The organism is Nonomuraea sp. B19D2 (assembly GCF_040137845.1).
GTDB lineage: Bacteria > Actinomycetota > Actinomycetes > Streptosporangiales > Streptosporangiaceae > Nonomuraea.
This window is the reverse complement of record NZ_JBEFAK010000084.1, coordinates 1-25,576: the sequence shown is the minus strand read 5'-3', so window position 1 is coordinate 25,576 and position 25,576 is coordinate 1. Positions and strand designations below refer to the sequence as shown.

Sequence of the window (25,576 nt, the reverse complement as noted above, 5' to 3'; positions counted from 1 at the left end):
CCCCCCCCCCCCCCCCCCGCCGCGGTGAATCAGCTCCTCGCCTGCCGCCGAGAGCGCGCGGCCGCCGCCAGGACGTCAAGCAAGCGCTCAGTCTCGTCCCAGCCGACGCAGGCGTCGGTGATGCTCTGCCCGTAGGTCAGGCCCTCGCGAGGTCCGGGCTCCTGCCGGCCCGGAACGAGGAAGCTCTCCACCATCAACCCGGCGATGCCTTCCTCACCCTCCGCGACCCGAGCGGCCAGTTCCCGGACCACAGCGGCTTGACGCACATGGTCCTTACCGCTGTTGCCGTGGCTGGCGTCCACGATCAACCGCTCCGGTCGCTGAGCCTTCCGCAGCAGGGCGAGGGCGTCGCCGGCGGAGTCCACGTCGTAATTGGGGCCGCCGCGACCGCCGCGAAGAATGATGTGGCAGTCCGGATTGCCCTTCGTGCTCACCACCGCGGCCCGCCCCTCATCGTCGATGCCGAAGAAGACCTGCGGGTGGGCGGCGGCGTGCACGCCGTCGATCGCCACCTGCACATCGCCGTCCGTGGCGTTCTTGAAACCGACCGGCATGGACAGGCCGGAGGCGAGCTGCCGGTGCACCTGGCTCTCCGGCGTACGCGCGCCGATCGCGCCCCACGTGACGGCGTCCGCGATGTACTGCGGGCTGGTGGGCTCCAGGAATTCGCAGCCGACGGGCAGTCCCGTGCCGAGCACGTCGAGAAGCACGGTGCGGGCGAGGTGCAGGCCCCGCTGCACGTCATGGCCGCCGTCGATGTCCGGGTCGTTGATCAGGCCTTTCCAGCCGATGGTCGTTCGCGGCTTCTCGAAGTAGACGCGCATGACGACGCACAGGGCGTCCTCCATGCCGCGCGTGGCTTCGGCGAGGCGGCGGGCGTAGTCGAGTGCCGCCTCCGGATCGTGCACGGAGCACGGTCCGATGACGAGCAGCAGCCGATCGTCGTCGCCGGCGAGAATGTCGCGGACGGCACGACGGCTGGCCGCGACGAATGCCTCTTTGTCCGCTCCTAGCGGTAGTTCCGCGCGAAGCTCCGCGGGTGTGGACAGGGCTTCGAACGAGGTGATGCGTAGATCCCTGGTGACAGTCATGGGGCGGGGCCTGCTCTCTGCGCTCTGTGGCGATACGGCCCACGCCCGAGGGTCCGGAGCCGACCGCCTAAATGACGAAAAGGCAGAGACGAATCTCTCTGCCTTTGGCTCCGGATGAACAGTTGATCAGCGCATGTGACCCTCGGCCCCACCCGGAGCCCGCACATAGCGCGAAAATCGACTGATCAGCGGCATGTCGTGAACGGTACCAGCGAGACGTCCACGGTTTCAAATCGCGCGGCCGGGCGTGAGCGGACATCCGCCCTTCCGCAATCCCTCACTCCCTGTTTCCTGGCGGTTACTCGAGTGCTGGCTAGGGTGCGTGATCTGTGAGCAGCGCAGCCGTCACCGCCGAGCCCGTCACCGCCAGGGATCCGTTCTTCGACAACGCCAAATACCTGGCCATCGTGCTGGTCGTGTGCGGTCACCTCATCGAGGACCAGCGGGGCGCGGCCATCCCGCACGCGCTCTACTTCTACGTCTACCTCTTCCACATGCCGCTGTTCATCGTGCTGAGCGGCTATCTGTCGCGCCGGTTCACGTTCTCGGCGGGCAAGGCGCGCAAGCTCATCTCGACGCTGGCGGTGCCGTACCTGATCTTCGAGTTCGCGTACTCGCTGCCCAGGCTGCTCCTGTACGGGAAGTTCGAGCTGAGCCTGCTGGACCCGTACTACCTGACCTGGTTCCTGCTCTCGCTGTTCCTGGGGCGGCTGTCGACGCCGGTGTGGCAGCAGCTCAGGTGGCCACTGGGGATCGCGGTCGCGCTTTCGCTGCTGACCGGGATGAGCGCGCTACCCGACGAGCTGGCCATGAACCGGACGTTCGCCGTGCTGCCCTTCTACCGAAATGCGGGCCAGTGCTCCCGCCTTCGGGCGGGATGGTGAAGGCCCGCGCGTGAGTACCCTCTGGGGCGCGAGCGTGCAGTTTACCGCAACTCCTTGCGACTTCGCGGTCACGTACGGTATGGTTCTTGCGGTCGAACAGGCAAGCGATAACCAAGCTGGCTGAGAGATCACTTCCTTGATTCATTGGTATAACGATGCCGCCGGACGGGCGGTGACAGGATGTGGAGACTCGCCGTTGGGCGGGTCGATGAAGCGTCAAGCGTCCCGTTCCATAGATCGTGCCGTGTAGCGGCATGAACTGCTGCGTGAGCAGCACGGGAATCTCTGCCGTTCACGGCGGAGAGCACGTCAAGTGCTGGGGCTGATGCTCAAGCTGGCGCACTTCACCTGGCTGCGCAGGCCGTGACACCGTTTAAAGCCCAGCAGATAGCCGCGATCCGACGTCGGAGGCCGCCCATCGGCCTTCACGTCCGGCCGCCTGCCCCCGACAGTCCGGCGAGCCCCTGGGCACCAGGCGCCGGGCCTCCGGCTCCGGCCGGTGGACGAGATAGCGTCGCAGCACCGGGCGCCAGCGGTTGGCGGAAAGGTGGCGGAGTGCGGCGACCGCGAGACAGTACTTGCTCACGCTCACCGGCCGCGCGCCCAGCCCGCGCAGGACCTTGTCCACCCACGCCCTCCCGTCCGCCGACTTCGACTCCAGCAGCACCAGGTCCCGGCGGGCCGACGCGCTGGCCTGACCGTCACGGCAGCTCAGGCCCGTGTCGCAGGTGAGCCGCGCGGCGCCGGATGGGTCGATGAAGGTCACGCGTCTGTAGTCGGTGGACAGCACCGGTCCCAGCGTCTCTGGGGCGATGAGGTGTAGCTCGGTGAGGAGGGTGTCGCGTACGAAGTCCATGGCCTCCGGGGTGAGCGTCTGTCCCGGAGCGTCGTCGTACGGGATGCGGTGTTTGTCGGTGCTGCCCCGCGCGCCGTTGAGCTTGAGCTCGAGCCACTGGCCGCCCCCGTCCAGGTAGGTACGGGTGCGGACCTTGAACCTGCGCCGCCGATCCTGCCGGTGCTGGCGGAAAGTGAGCAGGTCGGGCGTGTCGAAGTAGGTGGAGCTGTAGCGGAACTGCCGCCGCGCGCCGATCTTCAGCACGGCGAACCGGTCGCCCAGCTCGGCGGCGAGGGCGGCCATGGTCGGGCCCGTCACGATGTATTTGCGGTCGACCCGGCTCATCAGCTCCGGCACCTCCTCCAGCCCGATCGGCGACATCGCGGCCGCGACCCCGGCAAGCAGCACATCCGCATCCAGTTCAGCCGCCATCACCACGCCCCCCAACAGTCAAGAACGCCCCGTCGCCGCAGGCCCCACGCCGCCTGCCCGCCGCTCAGCACACCTCCCGGCCACGAGCTGGTCAACGCGCGCCGGCGCGACGGTGCGGTGGGACCACGAAGCGGACGTCGACCACCGTCACGTCGCGGACGTAGTCGATCTGGGTGACCACGTAGTGGAGGACGTGCGCCCGCAGCCGGCTCTCCAGGTCGACGCGCAGCAGGTCCGGGTCGGCATGCACCACGTCCAGCGTGACCAGCTGGTGGCGGGTGCGTCCGAGCAGGCCGGGGTGGTCGGCGACGAACATCACCGCCAGCAGCACCCCGTCCAGCAGGAGGGCGGTCAGCGGCCACCGCCCCGCGATGCCGTTGACCAGGCCCAGGACGATGGCGACGAAGTAGTAGGCGATCTCCTGCTGCGTGATCTCGCTGGACCTGAGCCGGATGATCGAGAGCACGCCGAACAGGCCGAAGCCGACCGCGATGTCGACTCGCTGGACGAGGAGGAGCGAGACGACCGCGAAGATGCCCACGTTGAGGGCGACGTAGGCGAAGAGCAGGTCGCGCCGGTGGTGTCGTCGGTAGTAGAGGCCGTAGGCCAGGACGACGATCGACGCGAGATCCATGACGAGTCCGGCTGTCACGACCGCTCCCTCCGTGGTGCTGCTGATGAACAGCTTGGCTGCGTGGGGTGAGGCGACGGTGAGGTGATGATTAGGCGACTCTCATGCGGTAACCGGCGCCGCGCACGGTCTCGATCCGGTCCGCGCCGATCTTGCGGCGAAGGTAGCGCACGTAGACGTCCACCACGTTGGACCCGGGATCGAAGTCGAAGCCCCAGACGTGGCTGAGCAGTTGCTCGCGCGTCAGCACCTGGTCGGGGTGGCGGCAGAAGATCTCCGCCAGTGCGAACTCCCTGGCCGACAGATCGACCGCGCGATCCCCGACGTACGCCCGCCTCGTACGCAGATCCAGCGACAGGCCCGACACGCGCAGCACGGTCACCTCCAGCGTGTGTTCGGCCCGCAAGCGCAGCCGCACCCTGGCCAGGAGCTCCTCGAAGGCGAACGGCTTGGCGATGTAGTCGTCCGCGCCGCCCTCCAGCCCCGCCACCGTGTCACTCACGCTGTCGCGCGCCGTCAGGATGATCACCGGCATGGTCACCCTGGACTGCCGCAGCCGCCGCAGCACCGTGAACCCGTCGCTCAACGGCAGCCCGATGTCCAGGATCAGCAGGTCGAACCCGCCCGCGCAGGCAAGGTCGTAGGCCGCGACCCCATCTCCGACCACGGCGGTCGCGAAGCCGTTGGCCCGCAGCCCCTTCTCGACGAAGGACGCGATCCTGGCTTCGTCCTCGGCGATCAGAATGCGATTCATCCGTTCCTCTCCCACACCTGGCATGAACAGACTTCCGCCCTCGACGATCACACCCCGCCGGTTCCGGCATCTCCCCCACGACCACGCGGGGCGCGCCCGAGGCGATCACGTCCGGCTCATCCCGGCCACCACAGCTCCCACACCGGGATGGTCATGACAAAACAGGCCCCGCCACCTGGGGCATCCGTCACCCTCACGTTGCCGCCATGGGCCTCGGCGATCGATCGGACGATGGCCAGGCCCAGACCGGCCCCCTCGTACATCACGGTGCGGCCCGTGCCGCGGACGAACCGTCCGAAGATCCGCTCGCGCTCCGCGGGCGCCACGCCGGGCCCGCTGTCGCGTACCCACAGCTCGATCTGCCCGTCGCGGACGGCCGAGCCGACGGCGATCAGATCGTCGTCAGTGGTGTGGCGGACGGCGTTGGCCACGAGCTGCATGAGCGCCTGCGTGAGCCGCTGGCGGTCGGCGGGCACACGGGCCTCGGCCACCTCGTCGACCCGCCAGCGCCGGTTGCCGAGCGCGCGGGCCTTGGCGACCACGCTGACCGTTAGGTCGGCCACCTCGACGTCGTGCAGGTCGAGGAAGCCGGGCTGCTCCGCCTTGGCAAGGGTGAGGAGGTCTTCGACGATGCGGTTCATGCGGTCGAGCTCGTCGGTGACCAGGGCAAGGGTCTCCGTGCGTTCGCTGGGGTCGTCGCCCATGAGCTCCAGGTGGCCGCGGATGACGGTGATCGGGGTGCGCAGCTCGTGGCCGGCGTCGTCCATGAAGTGCCGTTGCACGACGAAAGCGCGCTCGAGCCGGTCGAGCATGTGGTTGAACGTCGCCGCCAGCGCGGCCACGTCGTCGTCGCCCGGCACGACGAGCCTGCGCGTGAGATCGGTGGAGTCGCTGATCTGCTCCGCGGTCTGGCTGACCAGCCGGACCGGCGCCAGCACCCGCCCGGCCACGAACCACCCGGCCGCTCCCGCCAGCGCCGTCGCCGCCAGCGCGGACAGCCCGAGAACCCGTACCGCGTCCACGATCTCGTCGCGGTGCCGGTCGTAGAGGATCGCCACGACGAAGTGGCCCGGCCGCGGATCTGACTTCACCGTCACCGGGATGACCGCGTAATGGACCGTTCCCACGGCGCTCTCGACCTCGCCGTAATCGGGCCGGATGGCCCCGGCCATCCGCGTGACCAGCGCGTCGTCGGTGTCGATGCGTACGGGTGGCGGGATCGCGGTGATCCTGCTGGCCCGGCCGTCGACGATGCTGAAGAAGGTCTCCCACCTGTCGGGCGCGTTGAGCGCCAGGTATCCGGTCAGCAGGTGCTCGACGTCGGTGATCGTGCGCCCGGTCTCCGGATCCAGCGCGGTCGCGGCGTAGCGCCGCAGCTTCTCCGCCTCATTGCTGAGCTCGAGGCTCATCCGGTCGTCGAGACGGGCCAGCAGGATGGTCCAGGTCGCGAAGATCGAGACCGACAAGGCGAGGCCGACGACGGCGAGCATCCAGCCCACGATCCGGGCACGGGCGCTCATCCGCATGCGGTCACCTGGTCAGTCATCGTCGCCACCGTCGTCCCTACCGCGGTCGTCGTCGCCACCGTCATCCCCACCGCGGTCCTCGTCGCCACCGGCATCCCCACCGCGGTCCTCCTCGCCACCGTCATCCCCACCGCGGTCGTCGTCGTCATCCCCACCGCGGTCATCATCGCCACCGGCATCCCCACCGCGGTCGTCGTCATCGTCATCGTCCACCGGCCTGGGCGACGGCGGCCGGACCGGCTGCGCCCCGGTCGTGCGCGGCACGGGCGGAGCCTCGGTATCGCCCGGCACGGGCCGCACCCCGGCCTCTCGCGCCGTGGACCCGTCGTCCCCGCCCTGCGCGGGGCTCCTGACGGGCTGGGGCGCGGCGCTCTTGGCCGGTCTCGGCTCGGCACTCGGCCTGGACCCGGGCTTGGCGCTCGCCGTGGGCCTCGACTTCGTGCTGATGGCGGGCTGTGGCGCCAGTCTCGTCGAAGGCGTGGGGCTCGCGACCGTGGTGGGCGTGCTCGGGCCGGACCCCAGCTCTCCACCCCCCATGGGGCCTGAGCCCAACGTGGGCGTGGGCGACACCACGACCGGGTCACCGAGCTCGGGCTCGTCGTGGGCCGCCCGCACCAGCCCCACCGACATGAACCCGGCCATCGCCGCACCAAGGGCGAACAGGATCAACGTTCCCCGGTGATTCATGACCTTGACTTTGACGCCCTTCGAGGAGACCACGCTGAAGCCGAGATGAGAAACCTCTCATCTGATCACGCTCAGCAGCATGATTATCACGCTCCGCTCGCCATGTCTCCCCGGGCGACCGCGGGTCTAAGCGGTGTCGAGCAGGATCTTCAGCAGCTCCTGAGGAGCGTCGCGCATGAGGTTGTGCGAGCTGTCCAGCGCGTGCGTGGTCCAGGAAGGGTCGCGACGCAGCCGCTCGTACACGGCAGTGAACGGCGACTCGCTGCCCCAGCTCGCCGCGTACACGTAATCTCTGCGGCGGATGTGCGCGAGGTCGCCCGCGAGCCGGAGCGGCTGGAGCACCGAGGCGAGCGGGTGAGCCGTGGCGCGCGGGTCGAAGAACGGCAGCGGCCGGGTCGCGTAGCCGCTCTCCTCCACGTCCACGTACCACCACCGTTCCCGCTCGGAGACCAGACTCCAGCAGGAGTCGCCGTGCCCGGGCACCACGGCATCCAAATACACCAGGCTGCCCACCCGCTCGGGCGCGCGGTCGGCGGCTCCGGTGATCACCATCCCGCCGTAGCTGTGGCCGACCAGGACGGCGTCCGTGACGTTCTCGGCGGCCAGCACCCCGGTCACGTCCTGGATGTGCGTGTCGAGGTTCACCCCGCCGTGGAGCAGGTGGCTGCGCTCGCCGACCCCGGTCAACGTCAGCGGGTACGCCCGGTGCCCGTGGCTTCGTAGCCGCTCGGCGAGCTCGTCGAAGCACCAGCCGCCATGACACATACCGGGGATCAGGACAAATGTCGTCACAGCCCGGATACTAGCAGGGATCGAACCGATCGGTACGATGTATGCCGCATGGCCTGAAGGGTTCTGGCCTGAGGGGCGACCGTTCTGACGGCGGTCGCTGCAGTCGGCCGGTCAGCGAGCGAGGACGCGGGCCAGAGCGTGCAGGGTCTCCAGTGGCGTGCCGGGTGGCGGGGAGACGCGGAGCACTGGTTCGCGCAGGTCCAGCGGGGCCCGGGCCGTCGGCACGACGCTGACCAGCAGGGACGCGTCGGCGGCCCGGGCGGCGGCGGCCTCCGCCGGGTCACCGGGCGGGGGCCTGAGCGTGACGAGGGCGGACGGCTCGTCGAGCGGCTCGGCCACCCGCCACCCGCCCGCCCCGTCGAGCACGCCGCGCGCCGTACGGCCGAGGTCGGCCAGGTGCGCGTGGACCGCGGGCGCGCCCAGCGCGTGCTGCTCGAGCACGGCCACGCCGAGCCCGATCTGCGCCGCGACCGCCGCCTCCGCGCTCTCGTACCGCACCGCGCCGGGCACCGGCGCCGGGTCGTCGGCCGGTGCGGTCCAGAGGTGGCCGCGGAGGGTCGGGACCGCGGCGTCCATGGCCGGTGTGAGGCCGGGGACGATCAGGAAACCGACGCCGCGCGGGCCGGCGAGCCACTTGCGGGAGGTGCCCACGTACGCGGCCGCGTCGGCCCCGCGTACCTCCACGTGCCCGAGCGACTGGCAGACGTCGAGCACGAGCGGGACCCCCGCCGCGCGGCAGCGCGCCCCGATCTCCACCACCGGCTGCACGACGCCGCGATGGGAGGCGATGTGCGAGACGATCACCAGGTCGAGCCCCGCCCCCAGCTCCGACGGGTCCAGGCGGCCGTCACCGTCCACCGGCAGCTCGACCGGTTTCCAGCCGCGCAGGGCGGCCAGGCGGTGCAGCAGCATCAGCGTGCTGCCGTACTCGGTGCGGGGGTAGCCGACGCGGCTGCCCGGCGCGAGCCGCCATCCGCCCAGGAGGGCCGCCATCGCCGCCGTGCCGCTCTCCAGGAACGCCACATCCCCCGGATCGGCTCCGACCAGCGCGGCCAGGGCGGACTTCGCCGGAGTGAGGTCGGGTACGGCCGCGTAGCCGCCGCGCTCCCGTTCCAGCCGCAGGTGCGCCACGACCGCGTCGAGCACCCGGTCGCTGGGCACGTTGCAGCCGGCCGCGTCGAGATGCCCGGGCGGCACCACGCTGCGCGCGCCCCGCCAGGACTCGGCGATCGAAGCGTCCCACCCGACCCCGGCGATCACGCCTGCGCCAGGATCAGGGTGAAGTCACCTGCCGGATCGGTGTAACCGCGGCGGATCTGGAAACCCGCCGCCACCAGCTCCTGGCGCAGCCCTTCCGGCCGGAACTTGGCGCTGATCTCGGTACGCACCTCCTCCCCTTCGGCGAAGTCCACCACCATCCCGAGGCTTTCGATCCGCACCCGCATGTCCCGGCCGGCCCGCAGCCGCATCTCGATCCACTCGTGCCGCTCGTCGTACAGCGCCACGTGCTCGAACGCCGCCGGCTCGAAGTCCGCTCGCAGCTCCCGGTTGATCACCCGCAGCACGTTCCGGTTGAAGGCGGCCGTCACCCCCGCCGCGTCGTCGTACGCGGCCACCAGCCGCCCGGTGTCCTTCACCAGGTCGGCCCCGAGCAGGAACGTGTCCCCGCGCCGGAGCGTGGCCCGCAACTCCTTCATGAACATCCTGCGGGCGGCGGGTTCGAGGTTCCCTATCGTGCCGCCGAGGAAGGCCACCATCCGCCGCCCGGTACGCGGCAGCAGCCCCAGATGGCGCTCGAAGTCGGCGCACACCGCCCGCACCTCCAGCCCGGCGAAGCGCCCGGCCAGCCGCCGCGCCGCCGCCTCGAGGGTGACGGCGTCCACGTCCACCGGCGTGTACGTGCGCAACGTGCCCGCCGCGGCGAGCGCCTCCAGCAGCAGCTCGGTCTTCTCGCTGGTGCCCGAGCCCAGCTCCACCAGCGTGTCCGCGTGGGAGGCCGCCGCCAGGTCCGCGGCCCGCGCCCGCAGGATCGCCAGCTCGCGCCGGGTCGGATAGTACTCGGGCAACCGCGTGATGCGGGAGAACAGGTCGCTGCCCGCGGCGTCGTAGAACCACTTGGGCGGCAACCACTTGGGCGTCGCGGTCAGGCCGGTCCTGACGTCGCGTTCGAGCGCCTGTCGCAGATAGTCACGGTCAAGATGGTCGATCACATGCACGATGGACTGGCTGACGGCCATGGGGCCCTCCTTGGATCACAACGGCTGCAAGCTCACGCGGTCGCGGGTGACGGTCATCAGGCTGCGCTCGGGAACGGCCTGCCAGCCCGGCAGGTCGTCGAGCGGCTCGCTGGCCACGAGCACGCCGTCGTCGTGCTGGCGGTAGAAGAGCGTGTCGCCCCAGACGGTCGCGGCGACCGACACGCCGTCGCAGGCGAGCAGGTTGAGGCGGGCGCCGGGGTCCTTCTTCCCGGCGTGGACGACGACCTCGGCCAGCGCCGCGCCCAGGCCCAGCCCGGTGCGCCCGCGCAGGAACACGGCGGCCGCGACCCAGGCGGCGTCGCACGCGCTCTCCGCGCGATCGGCCAGGTCGTCGGCGAGATCGCGCAGCGCGTCCCTGGTGACGCGCCCGTTGTGGCTGAGCAGCCACCCTCCGTCGGCGAACGGCGCGGTGGCGCTCTCCTCGATCGGCATGCCCGTGGTGGCCGAGCGCACGGCCGCGAGCAGGCACGTCGAGCGGGCGGTCTGCGCGAGCCCGGACAGGTTGGCGTCGGCCCAGATCGGCACGGTACGGCGGTACCGCACAGGCTCGGCGCTGGCCGGGTCGTACCAGCCCATGCCGTAGCCGTCGGCGTTGATCATGCCATGGCGCTGCCGCCGTGGCGCGTACGACTGCCTGAGCAGGCCGTGCTCGGGCTCGTGGATGAGCCAGGTGAGCGGACGGGCGGCGCCCAGCCAGGCCGCGTGCCTGCACACTCAGACCAGCTCCGAGCGCGCGCACCGGAACCCGGTGAAGATCTGCCGACGGATCGGATAGTCCCAGTTCCTGAACGTGGTGCGCACCGCCGCCGGGTCGGCCGCCCACGAGCCGCCGCGCAGCACCCGGTAGTCGTGGCCGAAGAACACCTCGCTGTACTCCTTGTACGGGAAGCTGCGGAATCCGGGGTAGGGCTGGAACCAGGAATCGGTCCACTCCCAGACGTCTCCCACCATCTGCTCGGCCCCGTACGCGCTGGCCCCGGCCGGATAGGCGCCCAGCGGCGCGGGGTGGGCGGCGCGGTGGCCGAGGTTCGCCCGGTGGGGGCCCGGGTCGTCCTCGCCCCACGGATACCGGCGTGCCCGCCGGGCCTCCGGGTCCCAGCCGCAGGCCTTCTCCCACTCGGCCTCGGTGGGCAGCCGCTTGCCCGCCCAGCGGGCGTAGGCGTCGGCTTCGTACCAGCTCACGTGCTGGACCGGCTCGTCCATCGGGACGGGCTCGGTCCGGCCGAAGCGGGTGCGCCACCAGGTGTCGCCGTCCCTGACCCAGAACAGCGGGGCCACGACGCCGCGGCGCTGCCGCCAGTGCCAGCCCTCCGCGGTCCACCAGCGCGGATCGTCGTAGCCGCCGTCCTCGATGAACGCCGCGTAGGCGCGGTTGCCGACGGGGAGCCGGTCGATCCAGTAGGCGGCGAGTTCGACCTGGTGGGCGGGGCGTTCGTTGTCGTAGGCCCAGGGCAACGTGTCGGTGCCCATGGCGAACGGGCCCGCGGGCACGTACACCTCCTCGGGGCCGCTGCGCCGGCCCGGCGGCAGCTCCCCCTCGCGCACCAGGCCCGGCTGCCCGGACAGCTGCAGCGTGGCCAGCATGGTCTCGTCGTGCTGGTGCTCGTGCTGGATCACCAGGCCGAACACGAAACCGTCGCGGTGCAGCGGGGCCGGTCCGTCCAGGTCGACCGCGTCGAGGACGTCGAGCACGCGCCCGCGTACGCCCTCGATGTAGCGGCGGGCCTCGGCCGGGCCCAGGAGCGGCAGGGTGGGACGGTCTTTTCGCGGGTGTTTGAACGCGTCGTAGATGTCGTCGATCTCGGGGCGGAGCGGGTCGATGCCCCCGGCCTCGCGCAGCACCCAGAGCTCCTCGTAGTTGCCCACGTGCGCGAGATCCCACACCAGCGGCGACATCAGCGGCGAGTGCTGGCGCACCAGCAGGTCGTCGTCCGCCGCCGTGTAGGCGAGTGACCGGTCGCGCACGGCGAGGAGCTCGGCCGCGATGCGTTCCTTGAAGTCGTTCATTCCCGTCCTTCCCCGTTGAGCCAGGCCGGGACGCGCCGTCCCGGCACCGCATCCATCAGGTCGGCCGCCGGTGAGCGGCCCGTGGTCACGTGCCGGTCGGCGAACGCCGCCACCTCACCGACCAGTCCGGGGCCAGCGCCCAGGCGGGGCAGCGCCTCCAGGGCGGCGCGGAAACACGCCTCGGCGGCCCGGCTCAGGCGCGGATCGGCCAGCCCGCACCGCGCCGCCGTCTCCCACCACTTCCGGTACGGCTCCGCGGCGGCGAGCGCGGCGTCGGCGGCCCGGTCGTCGGTGACGAGGGCGTGGGTCACGGCCGCGCACACCGGCCAGGCCGCCGGATGCTGGGCGTCGAGGTAGCGGATCTCCAGCCAGCCCCGGGGCCGCACCGGGGGGAAGAGCGTCGTGGCGTGGTAGGCCAGGTCGTCGGCGGTGGGCCGGCGCTCGCCTCCGCCGTTCAGCCAGTCGCGGAACGTCGAGCCGTCGCGGACCGGGCGGCAGTGCTCCTCGCCCTCGCGTACCAGCATGAGCCGGGCGTCCAGCAGGTACTCGGCCCAGTCGGCGGCGGGGTCGCCCGAGGCGGGCACGGGCGCGGTGCGGGTGCGGTCGAGGTGTTCCCACACGGCCTGACGGCCGGACATCCAGCCGCACGGGCGGCCGCCGCTCAGCGGCGAGTTGGCGAAGGCCGCCAGCAGCACGGGGCCGAGCGCGTGCGCCCGCTCCCAGCGCGCCGCCGGCCGCTCCCCCAGGTCCAGGTTGACCTGGACGGACGCGGTCGAGCACATCATCAGCGGCCCGTACGGCTCGCCGAGGAACTCGGCCATGGCCTCATATCGGGGCAGGCGCAGCTGGCGGCGGGCCGGCCGAACCGGGTCGAGGCCCACTCCGGCCAGGACCAGCCCCTCCTCGTGCAGGGCGGCGCGCACGGCGGCCAGGTCCGCGGCCAGGCAGCCGAGCGCGTCCGGCAGCGAGGCCGCCGGACCGGACAGCTCGAGCTGGCCGCCGGGCTCGAACGTCACCCTGCTGCCGCCCGGCAGCGCGGGGATGGCACGCTCCGCCCTGGCCAGCGGTACGTACGCGGCCGGCGTCTTACGGTCGAAAACCAGGAACTCCAGCTCGACGCCCACCCGGTCCGTGGCACTCAGGTCCGGCTGGAAGCAGCGGCGTGCGAAGTCCGCCACCTCGGAGGCGTCCCGCAGCGGCGTGCCCTCGGACGTCAGGCCGATCATCGTCTACCCTTCGCGTGGCGCACGGGTCTACAGACCCGCGAGACGCGCCAGCGTTACAGGTAATTTTTGGGCAATGAACGAGGGCCGGGCTCACCGGCCTCGTGACCGCCTGCCTCCGGTTATAGCGCCTGCCTCCGGCTATAAGCGCCGCCGCTCGCGGAAGGCCGACATGAGCCGCGAGCGCACGTCGGCGGGCAGCTCCTCCGGAGGCGGGTCGCCGAGGGCGCCTATGGTCGCGCGGAACTGCTCGAAGTAGCGCTCACACCCCTCGCAGCAGGCCAGATGCGCCCGCACGCCGTCGCGTGCCGGCCGGTCGAGGGCGTCTTCAAGGTAGGCGGTGATAACTTCCGCCAGTTCGTCGCAGGTGAACCGCTTCACGACGTCGACCGCCCTTTTCTCTGGATATGAACCGCTTCACTAATTGTGCCGCCGCATCGGCCGGAAGGAGCCTGCGAGCTATTCTGGCTGCTTCACCGACTCGAAGTAGTCGGCGAGCCAGCCGCGCACGGCCGTGCGGGCGCGATGCAACAGCACCCGCTGGTTGGCCGGGGAGATCTCCAGGATTTCGCACACCTCCTCAGAAGTGCACCCCTCCACGTCGCGCAGGGTGATCACGATCCGCTGCCGGGAAGGCAGTCTGGCCAGCCCTTCGGCGATCAGCCCACGCACCTCCGCGGCGAGCGCCTCACTCTCGGGCGTCGGCCAGGCCGCCGAGGGCTCCTTCCAGCCGCCCGGCAGCACGGCGTCGAGGCCCTTGTCCGTCGCGCCGTCCTGCTCGAAGGAGCTCCACGGCAGCGTGCGGCTCTCGCGGGCGTTCCGCTTCTTCGCGGTGTTGACCAGGATGCGATAGATCCACGTCTTGACCGACGAGCGGCTCTCGAAGGCGTCGATCCCGCCGATCACCGCCAGCCACGTGTCCTGGACGACCTCCTCCGCGGAGTGGTCGGTGGACACGTAGGACCTGGCCACCCGCAACATGCCCCCGGACCAGGTGTCCAGCAGCGCCGCGAACATCGCCTCATCCCCGGCTCGCAGGGCCGTGACGACGACGTCGTCCGGGGGCAGCCCACCGCCCGCGAAAGACCCCACGATCGCCCCCTCCGGTCGAACGCTGAGACATCCATGACGTCGAGGCCGGACCTCGGCCCCTGTGCCTTGGGACTAACCCGCCCCACGCTAATCATTCCCACTGACGTTCTTCCGTCCCGGCGGTGTCTCCGCGTAGTGCAGTTCAGGAAGGCCGAGGTGAGCGCGGCGCCCCGCCGGATCGTCGGTGGCCAGGCCCACGTGGTCGATGCCAAGGATCACAGGCGCTCCAGTCGGGTGAATCGCAGGTACAGCAGGGCCGCTCCGGTCACCGCCACCGGCCACAGCAGGTAGACGCCGGACATGAGCAGCAGCGCAACCACCGCGATGAGCGCCGGCATCGCCGCGGCCCGCCCCATGCTGCGCCGGGGCAGGAGCTTGATTGCCGCGGCGACCCCGAACGCGTACACCGCCACGAACGAACCGGTGGTGAGCAGTACCAGCGGCTCGGGCCCCACCCCGACCGCGACGACCACGGCCAGCGCGGCGAACGACAGTGCCGAGTTGACGGCCAGGCTGCGCCGCGGCACCTCGCCCGCCACGCTTCCCCGGGCCAGCACGCCGGGCAGCGCCCCGTCCCGGCCAAGTGCGGCGCCGAGCTTGGCGGCGCCGGCGTAATAGGCGTTCATGGCGCCCAGCGTCAGCAACAGCGCGGCCCCGGCGGCCAGCCAGCGGGCGCTGCCGCCCAGCCCGCGAGCCATCAGCTCGCCCAACGGCGCGTCCGTCGTTGCCGCGCCGGCCCCCAGAACGGTGAGGGTGGCGAAGGCCACCAGCAGATAGAGCACGCCGACGATGGCCACCGCGGCCCCCGTCGCCCTCGGCACGTCGCGCCGCGGGTGGCGGAACTCGGCGACGAGATGCGTGATCGCCTCCCAGCCCGCGAAACTCCACACCAGCAGCGCCGCCGCCGATCCGATCGCGCCCCAGCCGTGCGGGGCGAACGGCCGCAGGTTGTCCAGGTCGGCGTGCGGCAAGGACAGCGCGACCGACACGAGCAGCAGCGCGACGAGCAGACCCGCCAGCGCGAACTGCAGCCTGCTGCTCACCTGCAGGCCGAAGGCGTTGGCCGCCGTGACCACGGCCATCAGCACGAACGCCGTGACGGTGGTGGCGGTCGTCCCGCCGCCGAGCGCGGCCGCGACATAGGCGCCGCCGAACAGCGCCGCCGCGGCGGCGCCCGGGGGCACGGCGAAATAGAAGCACCAGCCGACGATCGCCGCCGCACGCTCGCCGAAGGCCAGGCGGGCGTAGGTGGACACGCCGCCCGCGTCGGGGTAGCGGGCGCCGAGCGCGGCGAAGGTTCCGGCCAGCGGCACCGACAGCAGGACCAGCGCCAGCCACGCCAGTAACGAGGCCGGTCCGGCCGCGTCGGCGGCCAGCGCAGGCAGCGCGATCACACCGGTGCCCAGCACCGCGCCCACGTACATCGCGGTGCCGTGGCGGAGCGTCATGCCCCCTGTCTTGGTCACGTGACTCATGCCGATCAGCATCAAGGGCATGGCGCGTCAGGGCCATCGGCAGAAACGACATTATGCGTTAAATTCCAGCCATGGGCAGACATGTGGTCGGCCTCGCGGTCACTGACGGCACCCCCGTGCTGGAGCTGGCCGTGCCGTGCGAGGTATTCGGCATCGACCGGAGCGACCTGGTCGATCCGTGGTACGAGCTACGGCTGTGCGCCGCTCAGCCCGGTCCGCTGCGCACCACCGCCGGCCTGACGATCGACACCGCGTACGGGCTGGACGACCTGGTCCTGGCCGACACCGTCGTGGTGGGTGCCGTCGCCCGCGCCGTCCAGCTCGATCCTCCATCCGAGCTGGTGGACGCGGTGCGCACCGCCCACAGCTCGGGCAGGCGCATCATGTCGATCTGCTCAGGCGCGTACGTGCTGGCCGCCGCCGGGCTGCTGGACGGCCGGCGCGCCACCACGCACTGGATGAACGGCGCTGACTTCGCCCACCGCTTCCCCGAGATCGACTACGACCCCGCACCGCTCTACATCGACCACGGCGACGTCATCACGTCGGCCGGCACGGGGTCGGCCATCGACGCCTGCCTGCATCTGGTGCGCCAGGACCATGGCGCGGCGGTCGCCAACGAAATCGCCCGCCGCATGGTGGTACCACCGCATCGGGAGGGCGGCCAGGCGCAGTACACCCGTCCGGTCCTCCAGTCCGGCAAGAACGGCTCCCTGACCCCGGTGCTGGAGTGGGCCCGCAGCCACCTGCACGAGCCGCTGACCGTTCCGCGGCTCGCCCAGGTGGCGCACTTGAGCGAGCGCACCTTCGCCCGGCGCTTCCGCGACACCCTGGGCATCACCCCGCTCCAGTGGCTGCTCCAGCAGAGGGTACGGCTGGCGCAGGAGCTCCTGGAGACCACGGACGAGTCCATCGAGGACATCGCCCGCCAGGCCGGCTTCGCCACCGCCGCGACGTTCCGTTACCACTTCGGCCGGGTCGCCGGCGTCCCCCCGCAGACCTACCGTCAGATCTTCCGTTACCGCGCGGGCAAACCCGAGCAGGGAGCGGCGAAAAGGCGGGCCGACCGAAATCGGCAGACGGTTGAGTCTGCCGTCGAGGCATGAGCCGGACCTGAGCGGCCGGCCACGCCGGTCAAGAAGCGCCGAGCACTTCGATCAGTTGCTTGGCGAATTCCTCGGGCGCGTCGGTGAAACCGCTGTGCGCGCCCGGGAACTCGACCAGCTCGATCCCGAGCCGCTCAGCCATCACGGCGGCGGGCCGGTACGGCAGATGCCCCCTGCTCTCCCGCCCGGCCGCGAGGACCAGCCGGTCGGAGACCTGGCCAAGAGCGGCCAGGTCAGGCACATAGGAGGTGAACTGCCGCAACTCGTGCTCCATCATGATCGGAGCGTTGCGCAGCAGCCGGGCCATCATCTCAGCGGCCCGAGGCGGCAACGAAGCAGGGTCCGGCATGGCCTTCATGGTGCCGCCTATGCCCTCCATGAACCGAGCTGACGCGGCTGCGAGCCCCTGCGTGCGCAAGAGCCGGTACACCTCCTCGACCATGGCCAACTGCGCGGAGGCGTCGGGCAACAGGGCGAAGCACGGCGGCTCATGGGCGACCAGGCGACGCACCCGGGAAGGATGCCGGGCGAGCAGGTCAAGACCGACGATGGCGCCGCTGCTGCCGCCGAAGACGTAGGCGGGCCGGTCCGGGCTCACCACGTCGAGCAACCGGAAGGCGTCGTCACTCTGCACGTCGACCCGCTGATCCACGGGGACCGGGCTGTCGAGACGGCTGCGCGAGTAGCCGCGCGGGTCGAGGGTGACGAGCGTGAAGTGCTCGGCGAGCGGCCCGGCCACCACGTCGAACACGGCCGCGTCACCGCCGCCGCCCGGCAGCATGAGGAGCACCGGCCCGCTGCCGCTGACCTCGTAATAGAGGCGGGCACCCGGCACGGACAGCACAGTCATGATCTTCCTCCATTGCTCACAGCGGAAGCAGGCGCCTCCGGTTACCTAGAGGGCTTAGCTTATTTCCTAATCATCCTAGGTTGTGGAGATAACCGACCCCCGCGGCGAGCAGCGACGCGCCCCAGACCTGCATACGTGAACGTGGCCGAAGGCGTTGATCGCCTTCGGCCACAGGGTGGTTCGTTCACTTGAAGCGGCGTAGCCGCAGGCTGTTGCTCACCACAAAGACGCTGGAGAACGCCATCGCGGCTCCGGCGATCATCGGGTTGAGCAGGCCGAGCGCGGCCAGCGGGAGGGCGGCGACGTTGTAGGCGAAGGCCCAGAACAGGTTGCCCTTGATCGTGGACAGCGTGCGGCGGGACAGCCGGAGCGCGTCCGCGGCCACCCGCAGGTCGCCGCGGACCAGGGTGAGGTCGGAGGCCTCGATGGCGGCGTCGGTGCCGGTGCCCATCGCCAGCCCCAGGTCGGCCTGGGCCAGTGCGGCGGCGTCGTTGACCCCGTCGCCCACCATGGCCACCACCTTGCCCTCGGCCTGCAGCTTCTTCACCGCATCGACCTTGTCGGCGGGCAGCACCTCGGCGATCACCTCGTCGATGCCCACCTCGGCCGCCACGGTCCTGGCCACGGCCTCGTTGTCGCCGGTCAGCAGCACCGGGGTCAGGCCCAGCGCCCGCAGATCGGCGATCGCCTGCCGGCTGGTCGGCTTGACCACATCGGCCACCACCAGCACCGCACGCGCCTGACCGTCCCAGCCGACCGCCACCGCGGTGCGGCCCGCCGCCTGCTCCTCGGCCAGCTTGCGTTCGAGGTCGGCGGGCAGGTGCTGAGACCATTCGGCCAGCAGCCGGGGCCGCCCGACCAGCACCGCGTGGCCGTCCACGATGCCCTGTACGCCGAGTCCTTCCACGTTGGCGAAGTCCTCGACGGTCGCATCGGAGTCGGCTTCGCGGGCGATGGCCTGAGCGATCGGGTGCTCGGAGGCGTGCTCCAACGCGCCCGCCAGCCTGAGCACCTCCTCGCGGCTCTCGCCCTCGGCCAGGTGCACGGCGACCAGCGTCATCTTGCCCTCGGTCACCGTGCCGGTCTTGTCCAGCACGATCGTGTCCACCGTACGGGTCGACTCCAGCACCTCCGGACCCTTGATCAGGATGCCCAGCTGCGCGCCCCGCCCGGTACCGACCAGCAGCGCCGTTGGCGTGGCCAGGCCCAGCGCGCACGGGCAGGCGATGATCAGCACCGCCACCGCCGCAGTGAACGCCGCCGCCGCACCGTTGCCGGTGCCGAGCCAGAACCCGAGCGTGGCGACGGCCAGCGCGATCACGATCGGCACGAAGATGCCGGAGATGCGGTCGGCCAGCCGCTGCACAGCCGCCTTGCCGGTCTGCGCCTCTTCCACCAGCTTGGCCATCTGGGCGAGCTGGGTGTCGGCGCCGACCCGCGTGGCGCGGACGATGAGACGGCCGCCCGCGTTCACAGTGGCCCCCGTGACCGCGTCGCCGGGGCGGACCTCCACGGGCACGGACTCGCCGGTCAGCATCGAGGCGTCCACCGCGGAGGAGCCCTCAAGGATCACACCGTCGGTGGCGATCTTCTCGCCCGGCCGCACGACGAAGGTGTCGCCGGCCTTGAGCTGGTCGGTGGGAATGCGGCGGCCGTCGGCCAGTTCCACGTCCTTGGCGCCCAGCTCCAGCAACGCCCGCAACGCCGCACCCGCGCGCCGCTTGGAGCGGGCCTCGAAATAGCGCCCGGCCAGGATGAACGCGGTCACCGCCGCCGCGGTCTCGAGGTAGATGTTGCCCGAGCCGTCGGTCCGCTCGATGGCGAAGGCGAACGGGTGCGTCATCCCGGGCGTGCCCGCGGTGCCGAAGAACAGCGCCCATAGTGACCAGCCGAAGGCGGCCAGCGTGCCGACCGAGATGAGGGTGTCCATCGTGGCCGCGCCGTGCCGCAGGTTGGTCCAGGCCGCCTTGTGGAACGGCCACCCCGCGTACACCACCACCGGCGCCGTCAGCACCAGCGACAACCACTGCCAGTTCGTGAACTGCAACGCCGGAACCATCGCCATCGCCACCACCGGCACGCTCAACACGACCGCGGTGACCAACCGCTCGCGCAGCGGCCTCAGCTCGTCCGCCGGCTCCTCGTCGGCTTCGGCTGCGGGCGGGGCGGGCAGCGCGGCGGTGTAACCCGCCTTCTCCACCTCGGCGATCAACTGCTGCGGATCCACGCTCTCGGGGAAGGTGACCTTCGCCTTCTCCGTCGCGTAGTTGACGGTCGCGCTCACGCCCTCGAGCTTGTTGAGCTTGCGCTCGATCCGGTTCGCGCAGGACGCGCACGTCATACCGCCAATGGCAAGCTCGACGGATCTGTCCTCAGTCAGGGAAGACATCACCCCTCCTTTCCCGATCAGTGCGTGTGTTCATCGTGGGACGGGCCGGTGCCCGGCTCGGCCGTCGGCTTGGGCTGTCCGGCCCCGGCCCGGGCGGTGAAGTCCGCGGTGCGGACCTTGCCGTCGTGCTTGAAGTCCAGGAACAAACGGTAGTCACCGGCGCTGGGAGCCTCCGCGTAGAAGGTGACCTCCGGCCCGGCCTTGCCACTGTCTTCCGGATGCACATGAAGATAAGCCAGGTCACCTGCCCGCAACGCCACCAGATGTCCGTACGCTCCCAGATACGGCTGCAGATCCGTGACCGGTTCGCCGTCCTTGCTCACGCTCAGCGTGAGTTTGGCGGCCTGGCCAGGCACCAGATCACCGTCCAGCGAGACCTGGTAACCGTCCACCTCAGCCGTCCGAGCCACCTCGGGCAGGGGGTCCGGCTTGTAGTCGCCCGCGACCAGCAGGTCCGCGCCCAGGGTCAGGCCACTCCCACCGGTGGGGGCGAAGTCGGCGAAGGCGCGGTAGGCGCCCGGGTCGTCCAGCGTCAGCCTCACCGACCACACGCCGCCGGCGGCCATGTCCGGATGCAGATGCTGGAACGTCCCGAGGTCCCGCGAGACCACGATGAAGTGCAGCTTCTTGTCATGTTCGACCTGGTAGCCGGTCACCGGCCGGCCATCCGGCCCCGTCACGGTGAACCGGAAATCGGTGGCCTCGCCGGCCTTGACGGTGGTCAACGGGTTGAGGGTGTAGCCGTCCTGGGACACTTGGAGCCCCCCGGGGGTATCGTCTTGCGCTGGTGCGGTGGTCTGCTCATGGCCGCCATGACTGTCCGCGGCGGGAGTCGAATGGGCGGTCCCGTGTTCCGGCTTGGCCGGTGCCGGACCGACGTCTCCCACCGCGCTCCCGACGCCCAGGGCGCCACCGAAGACGACGGCCAGCCCCAGCACGTAAACACCCAGCTTGGTCGCCGCATTCATGCCGGATTCACCACCTCGTAGCCCGCTTCCTCCACGGCCGCCACGATCTGCGCCGCCGCCACAGGACTGTCGCTCTCGACCGTCAGCAGCCCGCTGGCCAGATCCACCTCCACCGAGGTGACACCGGCGACCTCGCCGACCTCCTCCTTCACCGAACTCACGCAGTGGCCGCAGGTCATGCCCTTGACGGTGTAGGTAGCAGTTGCCATGTCGATCAACCCTTCCTCGATGGTCATGTCAGGAACGCACGAGCCGTGCGATCGCGTCGGAAGCCTCTTTCACCTTCGCCTGCGCCTCAGGCCCGCCCTGCGCGGCGGCGTCGGCCACACAGTGCGCCAGGTGATCCTCCAGCAAAGAGATCGCGACCGACTGCAGGGCGCTGGTGGCCGCCGACACCTGCGTCAGGATGTCGATGCAGTACTTGTCGTCCTCGACCATCCGCTGCAACCCGCGCACCTGACCCTCGATCCGGCGCAGCCGACGCAGCTGGTCCTGCTTGTGATCGCCGTAGCCAACCATGACTCCCCCTTCCGACTCCTTCAACGTACCATACCCCCCTACCGTATTTCAAAGACCCAGGCGGGAATCGAGGTACCGCGGGTGACGATCGAGGAGGTCTCAGGGGCACAGACGACGTGTGTGCGCATCTGCCCGCAGGCGGATGGCCGATGTCTGCCCGGCGGCGTATCGCGCATGCGTGACAAGGATGAGGCGGGCGCGGGACGAGGGCCGTAACGTCGTGTCATGCCCCGGCGTTTTCTGGAGTGGTGGAACCGTCATCAGCGTCTGGCCGACGCGCTCCTCGCCACGGTCGCCTGCGTGTACCTGCTGATAGAAGTGCCCTATTACGAGCAGCCCATCGCGGACCTCGACCGCGTCCCCCTCTCGTTCTGGGGCGATCTGCTGGCGTACGCCAGCCTGGCGTGGCGGCGCAGGAACACGGTGGCGGTCCTGGCCCTGGTGTGGGCGCTGTGGCTGCTGAGCGGGCGCTGGGACATCTGGACGGAGTGGAACGCCTCCTGGGCGGAGCTGAGCACGCCGACGGCGCTGATGTTCATGTCCTACACCGCGGGACGGTGGAGCTCTTCCCGCTGGGCCGGGCTGTTCATCATCGCGACGCTGCTGCCCGTGGCACCGGTCACCGTCCAGCAGGTCTTCGGACCGGACACGCTGCCGTTCCCCTTGCCCGCCGTGCCCACCCCCCTGCTGGTGACGTCGTTCGCGCTGTGCTCAGGCGCGTGGGGGCTGGGCAGGTTGCGACGTTCGGAATCCGAGGCGATCACCCGTGGCGAGGAGAGCCGCGTCCAGGCCGTTCTGGCGGAGGAACGCATACGCATCGCGCGTGAGCTGCACGACATCGTGGCGCACAACGTCAGCGCCATGGTGATCCACTCGGACGGTGCCGCCGCCGCGCTGCTCGACCAGGACCTGGACGAGGCGGGCCAGGCCGTTGACGCCATCGGGGCGTCAGGCAGGGCCACGCTGCGGGAGCTGCGGCTGCTGCTGGGCCTCTTGCGGGACGCGCCCATGGCGCCGCAGCCGAGCATCGATGCGATCAAGGATCTGGCCGAACGGCTGCCGATGGAGGTACGGTTACACGTCAGTGGACAGGTCCGCGAGGCCCCGCCGGCCTTGGGTCTGGCCGCCTACCGGATCGTGCAGGAGGCTCTGACCAACACGCTCAAGCATGCCGGAAAGGGTGCCAAGGCTGACGTGTCACTGCGCTACGCCGAGGACGGGCTGCACATCCAGATCACCGATGACGGGGGTGGGAGAATTCGTCGCAGAGCCGGCTCCTTAAGCTGGTCGGGTTCCGGCCAAGGGCTGGTCGGCATGCGGGAGCGCGCCGCCATGCTGGGCGGCACGGTGCAGGTCACTTCGCCGCCACCTGGCGGGTTCCAGGTCGAGGCCACCTTGCCGTGGACCTGATCCGTGTGCTGCTGGCCGACGACCAGCAACTCGTCCGTACCGGGGTGCGGCTGGTGCTCCGCCGCGAGCAGGGGATCGAGGTCGTCGGGGAGGCCGCGGACGGCGAGGAGATCCTGGAGCTGGTGGAGCAGGTGCCCGCCGACGTGGTGGTCATGGACGTACGGATGCCCCGCATGGATGGCATCGAGGCCACCCGGCGCATCTGCGAGCGGGCCGCGCGGCCCCGGGTGCTCGTCCTCACCACCTTCGACCTCGACGAGTACGTCTTCGGCGCGATCAAGGCCGGGGCCAGCGGTTTTCTGCTCAAGGACAGCGGCCCGCGGTTCTTCGCCGAGGCGATCCGGGTGGTGCACGACGGCGAGGTCATCATCGCGCCGTCCACCACCAAGCGGCTCATCTCCCACTTCATGCAGCGCGTCCCGGAGCCGGGCAAGACCCCTGACCAGCGGGCCGCCCTGCTCAGCCGCCGGGAAAGGGAAGTGCTCGCGGCGATCGCCACAGGGCTCTCCAACACCGAGATCGCGGCGCGGATGTACCTGTCGGAGGGTACCGTGCGCACGCATGTGAGCCACATCCTCGCCAAGCTCGGCTTGCGCGACCGGGTGCAGGCCGTCGTCTTCGCCTTCGAGAACGGGCTGATCGACGCCACCTGACCCCGGCCCCATATCACGATCACGGATGAACCGCCATACACGCGACGCTGAATCGTGAAATCCCTCGCTCAGGCGGCGCAGGAAGCTCCGCCCGATGACGGCCTCGCCTCCTTCTCTCCCGTTCAGGTCGAGTACGCCTTACCGCGTAGGGCCATACTCGCGACGGCCGACAGCAGGTTCCGCCGCAGGACAGATGTGCCGCGACGTCGCCGACCTGCACTCTCGGATGACAGCACGGTCCGACAACGAGAACCAGGGAGGCAGCATGAAGCTGAGGACACCCGCGTCGGCATTGCTCGCCGCGGTGGGCCTAAGAGGGTGTCTTTGACCCCAAATCGTTCGCCCCAAGAACGCAATTGTTTGCCCGCCTGAGCAGGGGTGCCGAACAATTCGAGCGCCACGATCCTGGTGGCACAGGCCTCGGGGCAAGCGGTCAAGGAGATCGCTTGCTACCGGAGGACGTGAAGACAGGACGGGGCCTCGGCATGAAACGCATTCAAAGATCGGTGCGGCACTCGCCGCCACTACATTCATCCCCCTGGGGTCGCTGGTCATGCCCACGCCCGCTCAGGCCGCCGCGCCCGGTCTGTCGGCGTCGGTCCAGGCCCAGGGTCGCTGGATCAACCTCGGCCATCGGCGCCGAGCTTGGCACCGGCGAGGCCTCCGCCGTCACTGACATCGCATGTCGCAGACCACTGACCACTTCACGGATCCTGAACAAATCCTCAACAAGGCGCGGCCTAGCTTCTTGTAACCCGCTCGACACGAGCGGATTCACGAGCGAAGGAGACGACATGAAGGCCATCACGAAGATCAGCACCGCAGTCGCGGCGGGTGCGTTCCACTGGTGCTCGCGGGTGGGACAGCGGAGTCGGCAACCCAGGCCATGACCCCCGCAGCGACATCCAGCGCCGTCGGGTCCATAGGCAGGCCAACCCCACCATCAAGTGGCTCTGCAACAAGCCGATCGTAAAGAAGTTCATCCCCGCCTGCTCCCACGGCGACAGATGGGAACCAACGACGATCAAGAAGATGCGGTGCCTGCAAGGGCACTACATAGGCTGGACGGGCCCTGCGAAGCCCACGTGGTGGGCGCACAAGTGCTTCGAGAACCGCGAGTGGCAGAACAGCCGCAACATCACGCGAGAGTCAGAGGGAAACCTCGAGCACGCCCTGGCGGCGCTCCGCGCCGGCGAGTAGAGCCCGTTCAACCCGCGCGACTGGTGGAGATCCACCCGGCTCCGCCGCAATGATCCGAGCGATGGTCACTACGGGCCGTCGCCGATCCGATCAGCAAGGGAGAACATCTCAATGCGCACCAACCTCGCGACCCGGGCCGGGCTGCTGGGCGTCGCCTCGGCGGCGGCCCTGTCCCTGGCCTCGGCCCCCGCCCAGGCGGCCCCCGCCACCGCGCCGCAGACCGCCGTTCGGACCGCCATCGCGCCTACCACCGCCCAAGGGGCCGCCGCGGCCGAGGCGGTCTTCGGCCAGGCGGCCGCCAAAAGCGCCAAGTGGGTCACGCTCAAGCACGAGTCGGGCTGGCACGGCTACTGGGGTCCCTCGTGGAACCGCAAGTACGGCCACCGGGTGATGCAGGTCAAGGCCCGCTGCTGGGGCAAGGGCCAAACCATGATCGTCAAGTTCATGTACCGGAACCAGTACCTGGACTGGAAGACCATGAAGAAGGCCAAGTGGCCCTGCGACGGCACTCCCCGCTACCTGCGCGTCACCAACGCCGGGCACAAGAAGTACGGCGCGATCTTCATCCCCTCGCAGCAGAAGACCATCGAGTACTGGGCACAGTCCTACGGCTGACCGTCAGCACCGCCGTTCCCGTGGGGTCATGATCCCCCGTTGCGACGGTCAATACGGGCCGTCGCCGATCCGATCAGCAAGGGAGAACATCTCAATGCGCACCAACCTCGCGACCCGGGCCGGGCTGCTGGGCGTCGCCTCGGCGGCGGCCCTGTCCCTGGCCTCGGCCCCCGCCCAGG

26 protein-coding genes are annotated in these 25,576 nt (G+C 70.4%); 6 read left to right on the top strand and 20 right to left on the bottom strand.

Annotation, left to right across the window (positions count from 1 at the left end; all coding sequences use genetic code 11):
• Positions 1 to 29 precede the first annotated feature (29 nt).
• Complete coding sequence (locus tag ABN273_RS56900; protein ID WP_349458126.1) at positions 30 to 1,091, bottom strand: 3-deoxy-7-phosphoheptulonate synthase; 1,062 nt, start codon at positions 1,089 to 1,091, stop codon at positions 30 to 32.
• A gap of 329 nt (positions 1,092 to 1,420) precedes the next feature.
• Here ABN273_RS56900 and ABN273_RS56895 point away from each other — a divergent pair, with 329 nt between their 5' ends.
• Positions 1,421 to 1,975, top strand: a complete 555-nt coding sequence (locus tag ABN273_RS56895) for an acyltransferase family protein (protein ID WP_349458125.1) — start codon at positions 1,421 to 1,423, stop codon at positions 1,973 to 1,975.
• A gap of 373 nt (positions 1,976 to 2,348) precedes the next feature.
• Here ABN273_RS56895 and ABN273_RS56890 read toward each other — a convergent pair whose 3' ends face one another.
• From ABN273_RS56890 to ABN273_RS56870, 5 genes are all read right to left on the bottom strand, one after another.
• Positions 2,349 to 3,242, bottom strand: a complete 894-nt coding sequence (locus ABN273_RS56890; RefSeq protein ID WP_349458124.1) for a polyphosphate polymerase domain-containing protein — start codon at positions 3,240 to 3,242, stop codon at positions 2,349 to 2,351.
• A 91-nt stretch (positions 3,243 to 3,333) separates the two neighbouring features.
• Positions 3,334 to 3,894, bottom strand: coding sequence for a DUF4956 domain-containing protein (locus tag ABN273_RS56885; protein ID WP_349458123.1), 561 nt, complete (start codon positions 3,892 to 3,894; stop codon positions 3,334 to 3,336).
• 70 nt (positions 3,895 to 3,964) lie between these two features.
• The gene (locus ABN273_RS56880) at positions 3,965 to 4,627 is read right to left on the bottom strand and encodes a response regulator transcription factor (protein ID WP_349458122.1); all 663 of its coding nucleotides are present in this window, start codon (positions 4,625 to 4,627) and stop codon (positions 3,965 to 3,967) included.
• 116 nt (positions 4,628 to 4,743) lie between these two features.
• Entirely contained in the window at positions 4,744 to 6,153 is a 1,410-nt protein-coding gene (locus ABN273_RS56875; protein WP_349458121.1) for a sensor histidine kinase, read from the bottom strand.
• A 12-nt stretch (positions 6,154 to 6,165) separates the two neighbouring features.
• The gene (locus ABN273_RS56870) at positions 6,166 to 6,366 is read right to left on the bottom strand and encodes a hypothetical protein (protein ID WP_349458120.1); all 201 of its coding nucleotides are present in this window, start codon (positions 6,364 to 6,366) and stop codon (positions 6,166 to 6,168) included.
• A 40-nt stretch (positions 6,367 to 6,406) separates the two neighbouring features.
• Here ABN273_RS56870 and ABN273_RS56865 point away from each other — a divergent pair, with 40 nt between their 5' ends.
• Positions 6,407 to 6,835: a hypothetical protein gene (locus ABN273_RS56865; RefSeq protein ID WP_349458119.1), complete on the top strand. Its 429-nt coding sequence runs from the start codon at positions 6,407 to 6,409 to the stop codon at positions 6,833 to 6,835.
• Positions 6,836 to 6,966: 131 nt separating this feature from the next.
• Here ABN273_RS56865 and ABN273_RS56860 read toward each other — a convergent pair whose 3' ends face one another.
• The 9 genes from ABN273_RS56860 to ABN273_RS56820 all read right to left on the bottom strand — a co-directional run bounded on the left by ABN273_RS56860 (position 6,967) and on the right by ABN273_RS56820 (position 15,687).
• A complete protein-coding gene (locus ABN273_RS56860) occupies positions 6,967 to 7,632 on the bottom strand; it encodes an alpha/beta fold hydrolase (RefSeq protein ID WP_349458118.1) in 666 nt (221 codons plus the stop codon).
• A gap of 111 nt (positions 7,633 to 7,743) precedes the next feature.
• Positions 7,744 to 8,892 (bottom strand): ergothioneine biosynthesis PLP-dependent enzyme EgtE, encoded by a 1,149-nt coding sequence (gene egtE, locus ABN273_RS56855; protein ID WP_349458117.1) that lies wholly within the window; start codon positions 8,890 to 8,892, stop codon positions 7,744 to 7,746.
• Positions 8,889 to 9,869 carry an L-histidine N(alpha)-methyltransferase gene (gene egtD / locus ABN273_RS56850; protein ID WP_349458115.1) on the bottom strand — a complete coding sequence of 327 codons (981 nt, stop codon included), beginning with the start codon at positions 9,867 to 9,869 and terminating at the stop codon, positions 8,889 to 8,891. Before egtD ends, egtE begins: the two co-directional genes overlap by 4 nt.
• A gap of 15 nt (positions 9,870 to 9,884) precedes the next feature.
• Positions 9,885 to 10,604, bottom strand: a complete 720-nt coding sequence (gene egtC, locus ABN273_RS56845; protein WP_349458114.1) for an ergothioneine biosynthesis protein EgtC — start codon at positions 10,602 to 10,604, stop codon at positions 9,885 to 9,887.
• Entirely contained in the window at positions 10,605 to 11,897 is a 1,293-nt protein-coding gene (egtB, locus tag ABN273_RS56840) for an ergothioneine biosynthesis protein EgtB (RefSeq protein ID WP_349458113.1), read from the bottom strand.
• Positions 11,894 to 13,123: an ergothioneine biosynthesis glutamate--cysteine ligase EgtA gene (gene egtA / locus ABN273_RS56835; protein WP_349458112.1), complete on the bottom strand. Its 1,230-nt coding sequence runs from the start codon at positions 13,121 to 13,123 to the stop codon at positions 11,894 to 11,896. The genes egtB and egtA overlap by 4 nt, the downstream gene beginning before the upstream one ends.
• Before the next feature lie 138 nt (positions 13,124 to 13,261).
• Positions 13,262 to 13,501: an anti-sigma factor family protein gene (locus ABN273_RS56830; protein ID WP_349458111.1), complete on the bottom strand. Its 240-nt coding sequence runs from the start codon at positions 13,499 to 13,501 to the stop codon at positions 13,262 to 13,264.
• A gap of 78 nt (positions 13,502 to 13,579) precedes the next feature.
• On the bottom strand, positions 13,580 to 14,212 hold the full coding sequence (locus ABN273_RS56825; RefSeq protein ID WP_349458110.1) for an RNA polymerase sigma factor: 633 nt from the start codon (positions 14,210 to 14,212) through the stop codon (positions 13,580 to 13,582).
• A 215-nt stretch (positions 14,213 to 14,427) separates the two neighbouring features.
• Complete coding sequence (locus tag ABN273_RS56820) at positions 14,428 to 15,687, bottom strand: APC family permease (RefSeq protein ID WP_349458109.1); 1,260 nt, start codon at positions 15,685 to 15,687, stop codon at positions 14,428 to 14,430.
• Positions 15,688 to 15,758: 71 nt separating this feature from the next.
• On the opposite strand from ABN273_RS56820, the gene ABN273_RS56815 reads away from it, so the two are divergent.
• Entirely contained in the window at positions 15,759 to 16,793 is a 1,035-nt protein-coding gene (locus ABN273_RS56815; protein ID WP_349458108.1) for a GlxA family transcriptional regulator, read from the top strand.
• A gap of 28 nt (positions 16,794 to 16,821) precedes the next feature.
• Here ABN273_RS56815 and ABN273_RS56810 read toward each other — a convergent pair whose 3' ends face one another.
• The 5 genes from ABN273_RS56810 to ABN273_RS56790 all read right to left on the bottom strand — a co-directional run bounded on the left by ABN273_RS56810 (position 16,822) and on the right by ABN273_RS56790 (position 21,519).
• A complete protein-coding gene (locus ABN273_RS56810) occupies positions 16,822 to 17,643 on the bottom strand; it encodes an alpha/beta fold hydrolase (protein WP_349458107.1) in 822 nt (273 codons plus the stop codon).
• 184 nt (positions 17,644 to 17,827) lie between these two features.
• Positions 17,828 to 20,032, bottom strand: coding sequence for a heavy metal translocating P-type ATPase (locus ABN273_RS56805; RefSeq protein ID WP_349458106.1), 2,205 nt, complete (start codon positions 20,030 to 20,032; stop codon positions 17,828 to 17,830).
• A 17-nt stretch (positions 20,033 to 20,049) separates the two neighbouring features.
• Positions 20,050 to 21,000 (bottom strand): DUF8832 domain-containing protein, encoded by a 951-nt coding sequence (locus ABN273_RS56800; RefSeq protein ID WP_349458105.1) that lies wholly within the window; start codon positions 20,998 to 21,000, stop codon positions 20,050 to 20,052.
• Positions 20,997 to 21,209 (bottom strand): heavy-metal-associated domain-containing protein, encoded by a 213-nt coding sequence (locus tag ABN273_RS56795; protein WP_349458127.1) that lies wholly within the window; start codon positions 21,207 to 21,209, stop codon positions 20,997 to 20,999. The genes ABN273_RS56800 and ABN273_RS56795 overlap by 4 nt, the downstream gene beginning before the upstream one ends.
• A gap of 28 nt (positions 21,210 to 21,237) precedes the next feature.
• Positions 21,238 to 21,519 carry a metal-sensitive transcriptional regulator gene (locus tag ABN273_RS56790; protein WP_349458104.1) on the bottom strand — a complete coding sequence of 94 codons (282 nt, stop codon included), beginning with the start codon at positions 21,517 to 21,519 and terminating at the stop codon, positions 21,238 to 21,240.
• A 225-nt stretch (positions 21,520 to 21,744) separates the two neighbouring features.
• On the opposite strand from ABN273_RS56790, the gene ABN273_RS56785 reads away from it, so the two are divergent.
• From ABN273_RS56785 to ABN273_RS56775, 3 genes are all read left to right on the top strand, one after another.
• Positions 21,745 to 22,929 carry a sensor histidine kinase gene (locus ABN273_RS56785; protein WP_349458103.1) on the top strand — a complete coding sequence of 395 codons (1,185 nt, stop codon included), beginning with the start codon at positions 21,745 to 21,747 and terminating at the stop codon, positions 22,927 to 22,929.
• Positions 22,920 to 23,582, top strand: a complete 663-nt coding sequence (locus ABN273_RS56780) for a response regulator (protein WP_349458102.1) — start codon at positions 22,920 to 22,922, stop codon at positions 23,580 to 23,582. Before ABN273_RS56785 ends, ABN273_RS56780 begins: the two co-directional genes overlap by 10 nt.
• 1,311 nt (positions 23,583 to 24,893) lie before the next feature.
• Complete coding sequence (locus ABN273_RS56775) at positions 24,894 to 25,397, top strand: hypothetical protein (protein WP_349458101.1); 504 nt, start codon at positions 24,894 to 24,896, stop codon at positions 25,395 to 25,397.
• Positions 25,398 to 25,576: the final 179 nt, after the last annotated feature.

Bases quoted from the DNA above. Each gene is read 5' to 3' on its own strand.
- egtA (WP_349458112.1), bottom strand. From the start codon at position 13,123: ATGATCGGCCTGACGTCCGAGGGCACGCCGCTGCGGGACGCCTCCGAG.
- ABN273_RS56900 (WP_349458126.1), bottom strand. From the start codon at position 1,091: ATGACTGTCACCAGGGATCTACGCATCACCTCGTTCGAAGCCCTGTCC.
- ABN273_RS56880 (WP_349458122.1), bottom strand. From the start codon at position 4,627: ATGAATCGCATTCTGATCGCCGAGGACGAAGCCAGGATCGCGTCCTTC.
- ABN273_RS56800 (WP_349458105.1), bottom strand. From the start codon at position 21,000: ATGAATGCGGCGACCAAGCTGGGTGTTTACGTGCTGGGGCTGGCCGTC.
- ABN273_RS56775 (WP_349458101.1), top strand. From the start codon at position 24,894: ATGCGCACCAACCTCGCGACCCGGGCCGGGCTGCTGGGCGTCGCCTCG.
- ABN273_RS56875 (WP_349458121.1), bottom strand. From the start codon at position 6,153: ATGCGGATGAGCGCCCGTGCCCGGATCGTGGGCTGGATGCTCGCCGTC.
- ABN273_RS56820 (WP_349458109.1), bottom strand. From the start codon at position 15,687: ATGAGTCACGTGACCAAGACAGGGGGCATGACGCTCCGCCACGGCACC.
- ABN273_RS56805 (WP_349458106.1), bottom strand. From the start codon at position 20,032: ATGTCTTCCCTGACTGAGGACAGATCCGTCGAGCTTGCCATTGGCGGT.
- egtB (WP_349458113.1), bottom strand. From the start codon at position 11,897: ATGAACGACTTCAAGGAACGCATCGCGGCCGAGCTCCTCGCCGTGCGC.
- ABN273_RS56795 (WP_349458127.1), bottom strand. From the start codon at position 21,209: ATGGCAACTGCTACCTACACCGTCAAGGGCATGACCTGCGGCCACTGC.
- egtD (WP_349458115.1), bottom strand. From the start codon at position 9,869: ATGGCCGTCAGCCAGTCCATCGTGCATGTGATCGACCATCTTGACCGT.
- ABN273_RS56815 (WP_349458108.1), top strand. From the start codon at position 15,759: ATGGGCAGACATGTGGTCGGCCTCGCGGTCACTGACGGCACCCCCGTG.
- ABN273_RS56790 (WP_349458104.1), bottom strand. From the start codon at position 21,519: ATGGTTGGCTACGGCGATCACAAGCAGGACCAGCTGCGTCGGCTGCGC.
- ABN273_RS56785 (WP_349458103.1), top strand. From the start codon at position 21,745: ATGCCCCGGCGTTTTCTGGAGTGGTGGAACCGTCATCAGCGTCTGGCC.
- ABN273_RS56890 (WP_349458124.1), bottom strand. From the start codon at position 3,242: ATGGCGGCTGAACTGGATGCGGATGTGCTGCTTGCCGGGGTCGCGGCC.
- ABN273_RS56810 (WP_349458107.1), bottom strand. From the start codon at position 17,643: ATGACTGTGCTGTCCGTGCCGGGTGCCCGCCTCTATTACGAGGTCAGC.